The following is a 13,017-nucleotide window of genomic DNA, read 5'->3' as shown; positions in this document are numbered from 1 at the left end:
TTGTTTTTGCACGGATATTCCAATGTGATGCATACAGTTCAGGCATGTGACAGTCAATGCCGACTCGTGTATATTCAATAACAAGTTCCCTTCCATGATTTACCTTGTGACCAAGCCATGTCCGTACAAACGCCAGAATCAAGTGTAACAAATAGCGCACCAGTCGCTTCTGATTTTGAGGCTAAGTCGGTTGATATGTGGCATCGCGGCTCAGCCTGGATATTAGGCCCTTTGCTGATAGGTATGGTTGCCGTTGTGCTTGCCACGGCGAGTGATTATGCCAATGAGCTCAATGCGAAGTTATTTCACACTTTTTTTCTCGCACCCATCCTGATTGTGCCATTGGGATTTGTCTTGCTGACCTATGTTAGTCGTCGCTATTTTGCCGGGACACAGGGTAGCGGTATTCCACAAACCATAGCTGCAATTAACGAAGTGTCTGATAGCAAGACCAGTTATTTGCTGTCTTTGCGTATCATGATAGGCAAGATACTGCTGACCGTCGGTGGGCTGGCAGTGGGTGCATCTATCGGCCGAGAAGGACCAACTGTGCAGGTCGGTGCTTCTATCATGCATATGTTTTATGGGCGAGGCCCATTTCAGGGCACCGAACAACGGCGCATACTGCTATTGGCCGGAGGTGCTGCGGGTATTGCTGCGGCGTTTAATACGCCGCTGGCTGGTATTATGTTCGCGATTGAAGAATTGAGTAAACACCATGTGTTTAATGCGAATAGCTCTTCTTTGGTGACGGTGATTGTTTCCGGTCTGATTCCGCTTGCCCTGTTGGGTAACTATACATACTTTGGATCATCAGGCACGAATCTGGAATGGGATTCTGGTATGTCGACCATATTAATTTGCGGCATAGTCGGTGGCATGGCAGGTGGGGTTTTTAGTCGCATATTGCTTGCAGTGTCATTTGATACGACATCAAAACTGGCAAAATTTATTGGACGACGTCCCCTTGCATTTGCCGCGCTGTGTGGCTTGGGTGTGGCACTGCTGGGTTTAGCTACTGATCATCTGGTGTTCGGTACAGGCTATCAACCAACGCGGAGTATGCTGGAAGAAAGTGGTTCATTGCCATGGTATTTTGGTATAGCAAAACTGTTAGCGACTTTGTTGTCATCCATGAGTGGCATTGCAGGGGGCGTGTTTGCACCATCGTTGGCAGTAGGGGCCGGTATCGGTGATAATCTGGCGGCATTGTTACCAACTTCCTATGCACCTCACAGTGCCATAGTATTGTTAACGATGGCAGCCTATCTTTCAGGTGTTACTCGGGCGCCAGTAACCGCTTTTATTATCATGATGGAGATGACGGATAGTCATCACATGTTGTTACCTCTGATGGCGGCATCGGTAGTGGCAAGTGCGGCTTCCAAGTTGATTTCACCTGTTCCGCTATACCACGCACTTTCTCAGAAGTTTATTCCTCCGCAATAAGCACATTTCTAGGGTTGTGCGAGCGCTATTTCAATAATGTAATTCTTTGCCTGATTAAATGCGATGCTCAGCTGCAAGTATTGTGAATTTGCAGCTGCCCAGTTTTCAGTCCGTATTAGCTTTTCCAATTCCATACAACTGTGCGCGACTTGGTGAGCGTGTATATAACCTGCGGCACCTTTTAGTTCGTGGACTGGTCGGGCTGCTGTCTGGCGGTTTTGAGCTTGAAGCGCTGCGTTGAGTTCGGAGAGTAAGGGGATGCTGGAATCGATGAAGAGTTGCAGCATCTTCTTGATCAGGGCGCTGTCATGGCGGCAGGTAACGCGCAGCTTGCCCGTATCTATTGGGTACAGCCAGCGATTGAGTGTATTGATCAAGTCGGCTTCCAGCACGGGTTTGCTCAGATAGTCTTGCATGCCGGCCAACAGGCAATTAGTTTGGGTGTCGGGTTGGGTGTCAGCGGTCATGGCGATAATGGCGCCGGTGTCTGGTGCGGTAGCGCGTATTTTTGTGGTGGCGGTATAGCCATCCATTTCAGGCATCTGGCAATCCATCAGAATTAAATCATAGTGTTGCTGCTGACATAACTGCATAGCTTCGAGACCATTTGCCGCTGTGCTGGCATCTAAACCTAAAGCGGATAATAAATGCAGCATGACTTTGCGGTTGACGGCATTGTCATCAACGACTAAAACGGATTGCTGGTTGTATATCGGAGTCATGGTCGCTTGTAATGGCTCAATTTCGCTGGCGTCAGCGATAGCTGTTGGTAACACAAACCAGAAACAACTCCCTTGTGTGCGTTGGTCATTAACCCCAATTTCGCCACCCATAAGTTCGACTAATTGTTTACAAATGGTCAGTCCCAGACCTGTGCCACCGTATTTGCGCGTCGTTGAGCCATCAGCCTGAGAAAATGCCTGGAATAAACGAGATTTGGCTTCATCGCTAATGCCGATGCCATTGTCTTCTATACGTATGCTGAGCAGGGCTCGGTCATAATCAACAGCGATGCGTACTGATCCAGCAGCGGTGAATTTAATTGCGTTGTCGATCAGATTGGTGAGTACCTGGCGGATGCGCCAGGGGTCCGCGGTGACATAGCGTGGCACGCTGGGGCTGATGTCTAACAGGTAATTGAGTTGCTTTTCTGCCGCGCGCAGCTGGAATAGTTGGTAGGTGTCCTGCAGGTGTTGGTGCAGATCAAAGGCGATATATTCAATATCCAGTTTGCCTGCTTCTATTTTAGAAAAATCAAGTATGTCATTAATGAGTTTGAGCAACATTTTTGCGGCACTATCAACAGTACGCGCATAATCTCGTTGATCGGCGTTAAGCGGTGTTTTAAGCAATAAGCTGCTCATGCCTATGATAGCGTTCATTGGTGTGCGGATTTCATGACTTACATTGGCGACGAACTCAGCTTTTATTCTTGCAGCATCCAGAGCGGCATCACGAGCTTGTTGCAGGTTTAGCTCAGTTAGTCGACGTTGTGTGATGTCGCGCATGATAGCCTGTATAACTGGCTTGCCATTAAGCTGTGAGGTGTACATGTCAATTTCTGATGGGAAAGTGGTGCCATCTGCACGTAATCCTAACCACTCAAAGGTGTAGTGTCCTGCAGCTTTGGTGATGGCGATAGCTTCATTAGCAACCTCAGTGGCAGTTCGCCCATCTGGTTGTATGGATGCACCCAATATTGCAGCATTTTTTTGGGTGAATTCGGCAACTGTGGCTATGCCAAAAAGTTTTAGCGCGGCCGGGTTGCAGTCAGTAAAACCTTGTTCGCCTATGAGCACGATTGCATCATAATTAGTTTCAAATAATGTCTGGAACTTGAGTTTCTGTTTGGCGATTTCTTCTGCTTGTTGGCTGATACGGCGTGTAACAAAGCCAGCAATTACTAAGCCTAGCCCAACGGCTGCGATCCCCATAATGATGACAAAATTGCGTGTTTCATCATAGGTTCGAAAAGCGGTAATAGCCGCCTCAGCATTGGCGCTACGTTGTAAGTGCAGCAAATTGTTCAGCTCTGTAAGTACATTGGTTTGAGCGGGAATAGTGCTGTTTTGCAATAAGTACAATGCCTCGCTGTTGCGGTTGTCGAGTGCTAAGGAAACTGTTTGTCGCCCTAGTGGTTGCGCAATATTGGCATAAGTACCGATTTTATCCAGGCGTGATCTTTCGTCGCTATTTAATTTTGAAAGTTTTAATGCCTGTAACGCGTCGGAAAATCTTACGCTGCTTTCCTGAAATTCATAAAGCTCATTATTTTGCTCGAATGGCTGGGTGTTTAGCGTGAGTGAGTGCAGGATCAGGGCGCGATCACGCAGTGCGTCGCGCATGATGTTAATCAGCTCGGTTTTATAGTTGTTGACGCTGACGATGGTGACCAATTGTGCATTGATCGTACGCATTTTTGACAGCCCGATCAAGGTTAACGCAAGCAATAATGCCAGCATCAAGCCAAAGGAAGTGACTAAACTGAGTTTGAGGTTGACCTGCCTCATGCTGGCAGATTATTCGGTAATGGTTGGGAGGTTGGGTGTGCTCGCCGCATTGGCTGTGCTGGAGAGTGCTGCAATAGGATTCAGCAGGCGGCGGGCGCCATTGAAATTGCTGCTCCAGTAGGGATCGTCCAGGTGCGATATCATGACTACCCCGGTTTTGCTGCTGGCGGCGTGAATGAAGCGGTTTTCGCCCAGGTAAATACCTACATGTGAAAAAGTAGCTTTCATAGTTTTGAAAAAAACCAGATCGCCGGGCTTGAGTTCGGTTTTGCTGATTTCAGTGCTGATTTTACTCATTGCTAATGCATTGTGTGGCAATTTCAAGCCAGCTACCTGACTGAAGACATATTTCACAAAGCCACTACAGTCCATGCCTGTGCTCGGATTGTCGCCACCAGGTTTATATACCGCACCCACCAGACCCATTGCAAACATCGCCAGTTCAGTGCGGGTAGGGGTCGAATTAGCGGCGTCATCATCCGCCCAACTCGGTGTTTGGGTAAAGATGAGAATAGCAAGTAGTAGGTGTTTAAAAATGCGCATAGGCTTCAATTTAATTGAGTTTTTCAATTAGGTCAAAGATTTACTGGATTTATTTCGATGATAAGTTAGGTATCAGGTTAAAATAAGCCGACTTTATCGAGGGTGTAGCGTATGTTGTGGGAAACCTTTAGTGTAGTGCGAGATTTATCACGTTTGCATGAAATCGCCAGTATTTTGATTAAATACGGTTGGGGTGATTTTGTGCGGGTGCTGGGGATAGGCACTATGCTGGAACGTGCCGGACGTATATTACATACATCTAGTAAGCACAATGATATTGCAGATATGGATCCAGCGATACGTGTACGTTTGGCGCTTGAAGAGCTCGGCCCTACCTTTGTCAAATTAGGTCAGTTGATGGCGACACGTGTGGATTTGCTGCCACCTGCATGGATAGTCGAACTGGAAAAATTGCAATCGCATGTGCCGCCAGTACCTTTTGAAGTAATAGAAGCGGATGTGGTGGCGTTGCTGGGCAAGCCTATAAATGAGGCTTTTGCGCAATTTGACCGTGAACCCTTTGCAGCGGCGTCCATGGCGCAAGTGCATAGAGCGCAGTTGTTTGATGGCACGCGAGTGGTAGTAAAACTGCGACGTCCCGGCATCGACAAAAAAATAGAAGCTGATTTGCGCATCCTGCAGCATTTTGCGCGCTTAGTAGAACATGACATGCCGGAAGCACGACGTTATCAGCCAGTGATGATGGTGTCGTATTTCCGCCGTTCCTTGCGTCGTGAGCTGGATTTGCTCATGGAAGCGCACAATATGGAGCGCTTCACGACAAATTTTGCGGGTGATGAAACTGTGCATATCCCTCAGGTTTATTGGGAATACACCTGTACGACGATGATCGTGCAAGAGGAATTGATAGGCGTGCCTGGCACCAATTTGACGTTGGTACGAGAAGCTGGACTTGATTTACCACTGCTAGCAGCGCGTGGTGCAGATGCGGTGTTACGGATGATACTGGTACATGGCTATTTCCATGCGGACCCACATCCAGGTAACGTGATTTACCTGCCTGATAATCGTATCGGCATGATAGATTTTGGTATGGTAGGTCGTTTAACAGATTATCGCCGCCAGCAATTGGTTAATATGCTGGACGCGCTCGCGCATAAAGATGAAGACGCCATGTTGCAGGTGTTGATGGACTGGACCGGTGACGGCGAGATCGATGAGGCCAAGCTGGGCTACGATGTGTCGGAGCTGATGTTTGGTTACGATAACCTTGAGCTCAAGGATGTGAATCTTGGCTCAATGTTAAATGAAATAACAACTGTGATTCGTGATAATGCGCTGGTTCTGCCTGCAGATCTGACGTTGCTGTTTAAAGCACTGATTACGCTGGAAGGTCTGGGGCAGCAATTAGACCCTGAGTTTCATATGGTGGATCACATTACACCGTTTGTGCGTGATGTAATTGCGGAACGTTATCAGCCTGCGGCTTTGATGAAACGTGGGCGCAAGAGTTTAAAAGAAGCGTTTGAGGTAGTTGCAGGTCTGCCGCGTGATTTAGCCAGACTGATGCGCGAAGCGCGGCGTGGGCGGTTACGTATTGATCTGGATTTGAAACGGCTGGATCAATTCGGCCAGCAATTAGATCGTGCCAGTAATCGGATCACCATGGGTATATTGACGGCATCGCTGGTGATAGGCTCATCCATCGTGATGACTGTCGATGGCTGGCGGTTTATGGGATTTATTGGGTTCTTGTTAGCATTCTTTAATAGTCTATGGGTTATTGTCTCGATATGGCGCTCAGGACGTTAATCTGTTTGACGCGCCTGCATGTAGTTATTTGGGTATCCGCAGTCTGAATTTATCTAGAGTATCAATGTGAAACCTTACGAATTATTTATCGGGTTGCGATATACCCGCGCTAAACGGCGTAATCATTTTATTTCCTTTATTTCCCTGATATCCATGCTTGGTATTGCGCTGGGGGTGGCGGCGTTGATTACAGTGCTGTCAGTGATGAACGGCTTTCAGGATGAGTTACGTAACCGCATTTTAGGGGTGGCGGCGCATATTGAGATTACTGGGTTTGATAACACGCTGGCGGATTGGCAAAGCGTTGCGACACAAAGCAAAAAAGTGCCAGAAGTGCAAGCCACTGCGCCGTTCGTCGCAGGGCAAGGTTTGCTGGCTTATGGCGAAGCCGTGCAAGGCACCATGGTGCGCGGTATCGTGCCTGAAGCTGAAGATAGCGTGGCTGACATCGGCCGCAAAATGAAACTAGGTAAGCTGAGTAGCTTGCGTGCGGGCGAATGGGGCATAGTGCTGGGGGCGGATTTGGCACGTAATCTGGGTGTGCAGATGGGCGATAAAGTTACGCTGATTACACCCCAAGGGCAGGTAACACCAGCTGGCATGGTGCCGCGTTTGAAACAGTTTACCGTGGTTGGCATATTTCAAATCGGCATGTATGAATATGATGCGGGTTTAGCGCTGATCGCCATGCCGGATGCGCAAAAATTATTCCGTCTGGGTGATAGCGTTTCGGGTGTGCGTCTGAAAATTGCTGATTTATATCGTGCGCCCCAAGTGGCGGTGACATTGAGCAAAAGCTTGATTGGCGATTATTACATACGTGACTGGACGCAATCGCATAGTAATTTCTTCCGCGCAGTACAGATGGAAAAGCGCGTAATGTTTGTGATTTTGCTGCTTATTGTCGCGGTGGCCGCGTTTAATATTGTATCTACCCTGGTGATGGTGGTGACCGATAAGCAGGCCGATATTGCCATACTACGTACTCTGGGTGCATCACCCATGAGTATCATGAAAATCTTCATGGTGCAGGGTGCCGTGATAGGCATAGTAGGGACTGCGTTGGGATTAATTGCGGGCATTTTACTGGCGTTGAATATCGGCGTAGTGGTACCGTTTATTGAGCACACGTTTGGCGTACAGTTTTTGTCGGCTGATGTGTATCAGATCAGTGAATTGCCGTCTAAATTAGACTGGCATGATGTGAGCGTGATTGCTGGCGTGTCATTGGTGTTGTCCTGGTTGGCAACGCTGTATCCGAGCTGGCGTGCTTCCAGAACCAATCCTGCGGAGGCATTGCGCTATGAGTAATATCGTCATTAGTTGTCAGGGGTTGCAAAAAATCTATCAGCAGGGCAAAACGACCGTGACTGTGCTCAAAGGTATAGATTTAAGCATTGCAGCAGGCGAGCGCGTGGCAATTATGGGGGCTTCGGGATCAGGCAAGTCAACCTTGCTGCATTTACTGGGTGGTCTGGATGATGCGACTCATGGCTCGGTGAATATCATGGGGACGGATATCCAGTCCATGAGTGAGGTCGCACGGGGTGAATTGCGCAATCGTTCGTTGGGGTTCGTGTACCAGTTTCATCATCTGCTGGCTGAATTCAGTGCTGTTGATAACGTTGCGATGCCGTTGCTGATCCGCCGGGTTGCGCCTAAATTGGCGCGCGAACAGGCCGCTGATTTACTCAATGAAGTGGGCTTGGGTCACCGGCTCACGCATACACCAGGCGAGTTGTCAGGTGGTGAGCGTCAGCGTGCCGCCATTGCGCGGGCATTGGTGACCAAGCCGGCGTGTGTGCTGGCGGATGAACCTACGGGTAATCTGGACAGACATACAGCGGCAGGCATACATGAGCTGATGCTGAAATTGAATGAACAGCATCAAACCAGTTTTTTAATCGTGACGCATGATCCGGAGTTGGGCGGTAAAATGCAGCGCGTGTTGCACCTAGATGATGGTTTGTTGGTAGATTAAAATGAAAAATACTGTAGAGGTATATACCGAGTTTGATTATCAAGGCGCGTCGTTCAAACCGACCATGACACTGGATCTGGATGTGTATATCAAGTCGCTGGAAGATATATCTGCGATTCCCGTGTTGCTGGCAAAGGCCAATCGTATCGACAGCTATTCCTACCAATATGAAATTTTGCTTGATAGTCCGCTGTATTATAGCAATGCAACCGGTTTGGCTGCGGAGTTTGTAGTGGATGCCGAATTTGATTTCGCTGGGTTTCTGGCGGCGAACAGCGAAGGTAATTTAGTCAGTCAGCTGCAAAAAATTGCACAGCAAGAATTGGGTATTGCTGATTTTTCCGAACATGCCTCACTCAAACAAGCGCTGCTGCGGGCATATCATTTAGATCGATAATTCACGATATTCTGCAAGTATTTTTCAGTCAGTTTGAGTATAATGCTGGCTTGTCCGTAGTGTTTGCGGGAGAGTGTAATCGCGCTGAAGAGTTCGTCCCGCGATTGCCGCCGAAGGCGTAATTCACCCAGAATCGCTCAGGCCCCCGAACCGTAAATACAGGGCATCTCTGGAGAGCGACGCGTAGGCGTCCACCGAAGGGGCACACAGCGTGATCATCGCGCTGTAATCTCTCAGGTAAATAGGACAGAGGGGTGATGATTGCGTATCGTTACCACTTAACCTATAGACCAACTTATGACCATCATCCCTATCAATGTCGAACCTACCCGTCAGCCCAATGCTGTGCGTATGCCTGTGTGGATACGTCAGAATCTGGGGCAGGATGTGCATTATGGCAAAACTGATGCTGCCGTCCATGAGCATCGTCTGCATACCGTCTGCGAAGAAGCGCGTTGTCCCAATCGCGGTGAATGCTGGAGTCGCGGTACAGCGACATTCATGTTGCTCGGCGATACTTGTACTCGCGCTTGTGGATTCTGTGCAGTAAAAACAGGCAAACCCGACTGGCTGGATGCAGATGAGCCTAATCGCGTGGCCGCAGCGGTGATGGAATTACAATTGCGTTATATCGTGCTGACCTCAGTAAACCGTGATGATCTGGCTGATGGCGGCGCAGGCATATTTGCCGAAACTTTGCGCCAGCTGCGTTTGCGTGATGGGCAGATAGGTGTGGAATTTCTTACCCCGGATTTTCGTCAGGATCAGGCCGCAGCCGTCAGCACCGTGATGACGATGTTAAACGAGCTGCCAGATAATGTGCGCCACGATCTGGTGTGGGGGCACAATGTCGAAACCGTGCCGCGCCTGTACCAGACCGCACGCCGTGGATCCAAATATGTGCGTTCATTAAGCCTGCTGGCATTGGCAGCGCAGCAGTCTGGCGTAGCCGCCAAGTCTGCACTGATGCTGGGCTTAGGCGAAACCCGTGACGAAGTCCTGGCGGTATTGCACGACTTGCGGGTAGCAGGCGTATCACGTGTATCACTGGGACAATATCTGCGCCCGTCACTGGATCACTTACCCGTCATCAGCTACGTTCATCCCGATGAATTTGCCGAATATGAAGAGGCCGCCCGTGCCATGGGGTTCGACTGGGTTAAGGCCGGGCCATTGGTGCGCAGCAGTTATTACGCTGAAGAAATTCAACAACAATCACGCTAAACTATTTCCACGCTGATATTTTATAGACAGGACATACATGTTAAAACAGACTCCACTTAACGCAGCGCACCGTGACATGGGTGCAAAGATGGTCGATTTTGGTGGCTGGGATATGCCGGTTAATTACGGCTCGCAGATCGAAGAACATCATCAGGTGCGTAACGATGTCGGCATGTTCGACGTGTGCCACATGCTGGTTGTTGATGTGAAAGGTGGCGATGTACGCGGTTTCTTGCGTGGATTGGTTGCTAATAATGTAGACAAGCTCACCGTCAGCGGCAAGGCGTTGTATTCGTGCATGCTCAATCCTGAAGGTGGGGTGATAGATGATTTGATTATCTATTTTATGACTGAGGACTGGTTCCGTATTGTGGTCAATGCGGGCACCGCAAAAAAAGACGTCGCATGGATGCAGCAGCAAGCAGCTGGTCGGGCGCTGACCATTACTCCACGTCGTGATCTGGCGATGATTGCGGTGCAAGGGCCGAATGCCCGTGCCAAGGTATGGGAAGCTATTCCGGGTTCACAGTCAGTGACCGAAGCGATGAAGCCGTTTAATGCAGTGGAGTTTCAGCAATACTATATTGCCCGTACCGGTTATACCGGTGAAGATGGTTTCGAGGTCATGTTGCCGGTTGCTGAAGCCGATGCCATGTGGTGTAAGCTGGCAGGTTTGGGCGTTAAACCTATAGGTCTGGGCGCACGTGATACCTTGCGTCTGGAAGCGGGGATGAACCTGTATGGTCAGGACATGGATGAAACCACCAACCCGCTGGAATCAGGTTTGGCATGGACGATAGACCTGAAAAGTGAGCGTGATTTTATCGGCAAGTCTGCACTGCAGTCACGTGATATCAATATGCAGTTAGTTGGTCTGTTATTGCTGGATAAAGGTGTGTTGCGTGCACATCAAGTGGTCAATACCAAACACGGCGCAGGCGAAATCACCAGCGGCACTTTTTCTCCTACATTACAGCAATCCATTGCGCTGGCACGGATACCGCTGGGCATTGCACCTGGTGCTGAAGTCACCGTGACCGTGCGCGATAAACAACTTAAAGCGAAAGTGGTAAGCTATCCTTTCGCGCGTAATGGACATTCATTAATTTGAGACCTCTGCACGATTACTGCGCTTGTTCATATTTCGTTGGAAATCAGCTCAAAATGCTCATGTACTAATTGTACACTCCGCTTTTTCCCTGATTTCCGCCTCATCTGAACTGCGCTCGCTACATCGTGCAAAGGTCTCAATTTAAGATTTGCGCTCGTCAGGGCATAAACGAAACACACATTTAGACATTCAATTTAGGAGTCACATATGAGCATACCAGCAGATTTGAAATATACCGCTTCACACGAATGGATTAAAACCAATGCAGACGGCACTGTGACCGTTGGCATTACCGCGCATGCGCAAGATTTATTGGGCGATATGGTGTTTGTGGAAAACCCGGTCGTGGGTCGCACTTTGGCCGCAGGCGAAGAATGCGCAGTGGTTGAGTCAGTGAAAGCGGCTTCCGATGTGTATGCACCAATAGCAGGTGTAGTCGTTGCGTCTAACAGCGAAGTGGAATCTGCACCAGAGGCCATTAACCAGGACGCTTATGCAGCGTGGATGTTTACAATTAAACCAACTGACAGCGCTGATGTGGCTGGCTTGATGGATGCCGCCGCTTATCAGGCGTTGGTTGAATCAGAAGCACATTGATACCTACTCGCACGATGCTTGCGCTCGCTACATCGTGCAAAGGTCTCACATTAATATCCGATAACAAACACAGGACTCACCATGCCATTTATACCGCATACCGATGAAGATGTGACGCAGATGCTCGCCGCGATAGGCGCGCCATCTATAGACGCATTGTTTGATGAAATTCCAACTGCGCTGCGTAGCGGCAAGCTGACGCAAGTGCCTGAGGCGATGACCGAAATGGAAATTAGCCGACTTATGCATGAGCGCGCTGATATGGATGGGCGTCAGCTTAACTTCATTGGAGCGGGTGCTTATGAACATCATATTCCAGCCGCAGTATGGCAAATCACCACACGTGGTGAGTTCTATTCGGCTTATACCCCGTATCAGGCAGAAGCTTCGCAAGGTACGTTGCAATTGATCTACGAATACCAGACCATGATGGCGAGCCTGACGGGTATGGATGTGTCTAATGCTTCGTTGTATGACGGTGGTTCGGCACTGGCTGAAGCGGTGCTGATGGCCGTGCGTGCACACAAAGGTGCAATGCGCGTGTTGATGCCAAAAACTGTGTCGCCACTGTATCGTGCTGTGGTACGTGCGATGGTCAAGAACCAGCATATCGAGTTGGTAGAGCTGGATTACGATCCCGCTAGTGGGATAACACTTGTGCCCACAACGGACATGGGTGATTTTGCTGCATTGGTCATCCCGCAGCCGAATTTCTTTGGCGTGCTGGAAGACGTTGATGCCCTGACTGATTGGGCGCATGCTAACGGCGGCCGCGTGATTGCGCTGACCAACCCAACCAGTCTGGCTTTGCTCAAGGCGCCGGGTCAATGGGGTACAACAGGTGCTGATATCGCAGTGGGCGATGGTCAGCCATTAGGTGCGCCGTTGTCCAATGGTGGGCCATATTATGGTTTCATGACCTGCAAGCAGGCACTGGTGCGGCAAATGCCAGGGCGTATCGTGGGGCGCACAGTTGATTTAGAGGGTAAGCAAGGTTTTACCCTTACCCTGCAAGCGCGTGAACAGCATATCCGCCGTTCTAAAGCGACATCTAATATTTGTACCAATCAGGGCTTGGTGGTGACAGCTTCTACTATTTACATGAGTCTGCTGGGGCCTGAAGGCTTGAAGCGGGTAGCAGCGGCATCGCATGCCAATACCCGCAGTCTGCTGGCGCAGCTATGTGCCATAGCTGGCGTAACGCAGGCGTTTACTGGCTACGGCTTCCATGAAGCGGTAGTGCAGCTGGATAGGCCGGTTACGCCTGTGTTGGCCGTATTGCAAGCACAGGGAATATTGGGCGGCCACGATCTCAGCGCAGATTATCCTGAACTGGGTAATGCGTTGTTGATCTGTGCCACGGAAACGAAGACCGCTGCTGATTTGCAGCGTTATGCGCAGCAATTAAGCCTAGCCCTGAGCAAATAAGAGA

Annotated in this window: 11 protein-coding genes and 2 riboswitches; of the genes, 9 read left to right on the top strand and 2 right to left on the bottom strand. The window is 49.5% G+C overall.

Annotated elements, in window-relative coordinates; translation table 11 throughout:
- Positions 1–117 precede the first annotated feature (117 nt).
- Positions 118–1,449 (top strand): chloride channel protein, encoded by a 1,332-nt coding sequence (locus SFSGTM_RS11330; RefSeq protein WP_162085260.1) that lies wholly within the window; start codon positions 118–120, stop codon positions 1,447–1,449.
- A gap of 8 nt (positions 1,450–1,457) precedes the next feature.
- Here SFSGTM_RS11330 and SFSGTM_RS11325 read toward each other — a convergent pair whose 3' ends face one another.
- Both SFSGTM_RS11325 and SFSGTM_RS11320 read right to left on the bottom strand, forming a co-directional pair.
- The gene (locus tag SFSGTM_RS11325) at positions 1,458–3,959 is read right to left on the bottom strand and encodes an ATP-binding protein (protein WP_162085259.1); all 2,502 of its coding nucleotides are present in this window, start codon (positions 3,957–3,959) and stop codon (positions 1,458–1,460) included.
- A 9-nt stretch (positions 3,960–3,968) separates the two neighbouring features.
- Positions 3,969–4,502, bottom strand: coding sequence for a C40 family peptidase (locus SFSGTM_RS11320; RefSeq protein ID WP_162085258.1), 534 nt, complete (start codon positions 4,500–4,502; stop codon positions 3,969–3,971).
- A gap of 111 nt (positions 4,503–4,613) precedes the next feature.
- On the opposite strand from SFSGTM_RS11320, the gene SFSGTM_RS11315 reads away from it, so the two are divergent.
- The 8 genes from SFSGTM_RS11315 (at position 4,614) to gcvPA (ending at position 13,013) form a co-directional block, all read left to right on the top strand.
- Positions 4,614–6,275 (top strand): ABC1 kinase family protein, encoded by a 1,662-nt coding sequence (locus SFSGTM_RS11315; RefSeq protein WP_162085257.1) that lies wholly within the window; start codon positions 4,614–4,616, stop codon positions 6,273–6,275.
- Between the two features lie 66 nt (positions 6,276–6,341).
- On the top strand, positions 6,342–7,586 hold the full coding sequence (locus SFSGTM_RS11310) for a lipoprotein-releasing ABC transporter permease subunit (RefSeq protein WP_162085256.1): 1,245 nt from the start codon (positions 6,342–6,344) through the stop codon (positions 7,584–7,586).
- Positions 7,579–8,256, top strand: coding sequence for a lipoprotein-releasing ABC transporter ATP-binding protein LolD (gene lolD / locus SFSGTM_RS11305; protein ID WP_162085255.1), 678 nt, complete (start codon positions 7,579–7,581; stop codon positions 8,254–8,256). Before SFSGTM_RS11310 ends, lolD begins: the two co-directional genes overlap by 8 nt.
- Position 8,257: 1 nt before the next feature.
- Positions 8,258–8,653 carry a hypothetical protein gene (locus tag SFSGTM_RS11300; RefSeq protein ID WP_162085254.1) on the top strand — a complete coding sequence of 132 codons (396 nt, stop codon included), beginning with the start codon at positions 8,258–8,260 and terminating at the stop codon, positions 8,651–8,653.
- Positions 8,654–8,709: 56 nt separating this feature from the next.
- Positions 8,710–8,816, top strand: a riboswitch (glycine riboswitch).
- Positions 8,817–8,913: riboswitch (glycine riboswitch) on the top strand.
- 37 nt (positions 8,914–8,950) lie between these two features.
- Positions 8,951–9,877: a lipoyl synthase gene (lipA, locus tag SFSGTM_RS11295; protein WP_162085253.1), complete on the top strand. Its 927-nt coding sequence runs from the start codon at positions 8,951–8,953 to the stop codon at positions 9,875–9,877.
- A 37-nt stretch (positions 9,878–9,914) separates the two neighbouring features.
- Positions 9,915–10,988, top strand: coding sequence for a glycine cleavage system aminomethyltransferase GcvT (gene gcvT, locus SFSGTM_RS11290; protein WP_162085252.1), 1,074 nt, complete (start codon positions 9,915–9,917; stop codon positions 10,986–10,988).
- A 207-nt stretch (positions 10,989–11,195) separates the two neighbouring features.
- Entirely contained in the window at positions 11,196–11,585 is a 390-nt protein-coding gene (gene gcvH, locus SFSGTM_RS11285; protein WP_162085251.1) for a glycine cleavage system protein GcvH, read from the top strand.
- An 81-nt stretch (positions 11,586–11,666) separates the two neighbouring features.
- Positions 11,667–13,013: an aminomethyl-transferring glycine dehydrogenase subunit GcvPA gene (gcvPA, locus tag SFSGTM_RS11280; RefSeq protein WP_162085250.1), complete on the top strand. Its 1,347-nt coding sequence runs from the start codon at positions 11,667–11,669 to the stop codon at positions 13,011–13,013.
- Positions 13,014–13,017: the final 4 nt, after the last annotated feature.

Source organism: Sulfuriferula nivalis, from assembly GCF_009937995.1.
In the GTDB taxonomy this organism is placed as follows: Bacteria; Pseudomonadota; Gammaproteobacteria; order Burkholderiales; family Sulfuriferulaceae; genus Sulfuriferula; species Sulfuriferula nivalis.
This window is presented reverse-complemented; position numbering and strand designations above follow the sequence as displayed.

Coding starts and splice junctions, on each gene's coding strand:
- lipA (WP_162085253.1), top strand. CDS start 8,951: ATGACCATCATCCCTATCAATGTCGAACCTACCCGTCAGCCCAATGCT.
- lolD (WP_162085255.1), top strand. CDS start 7,579: ATGAGTAATATCGTCATTAGTTGTCAGGGGTTGCAAAAAATCTATCAG.
- SFSGTM_RS11315 (WP_162085257.1), top strand. CDS start 4,614: ATGTTGTGGGAAACCTTTAGTGTAGTGCGAGATTTATCACGTTTGCAT.
- gcvT (WP_162085252.1), top strand. CDS start 9,915: ATGTTAAAACAGACTCCACTTAACGCAGCGCACCGTGACATGGGTGCA.
- gcvH (WP_162085251.1), top strand. CDS start 11,196: ATGAGCATACCAGCAGATTTGAAATATACCGCTTCACACGAATGGATT.
- SFSGTM_RS11320 (WP_162085258.1), bottom strand. CDS start 4,502: ATGCGCATTTTTAAACACCTACTACTTGCTATTCTCATCTTTACCCAA.
- SFSGTM_RS11300 (WP_162085254.1), top strand. CDS start 8,258: ATGAAAAATACTGTAGAGGTATATACCGAGTTTGATTATCAAGGCGCG.
- gcvPA (WP_162085250.1), top strand. CDS start 11,667: ATGCCATTTATACCGCATACCGATGAAGATGTGACGCAGATGCTCGCC.
- SFSGTM_RS11325 (WP_162085259.1), bottom strand. CDS start 3,959: ATGAGGCAGGTCAACCTCAAACTCAGTTTAGTCACTTCCTTTGGCTTG.
- SFSGTM_RS11330 (WP_162085260.1), top strand. CDS start 118: ATGTCCGTACAAACGCCAGAATCAAGTGTAACAAATAGCGCACCAGTC.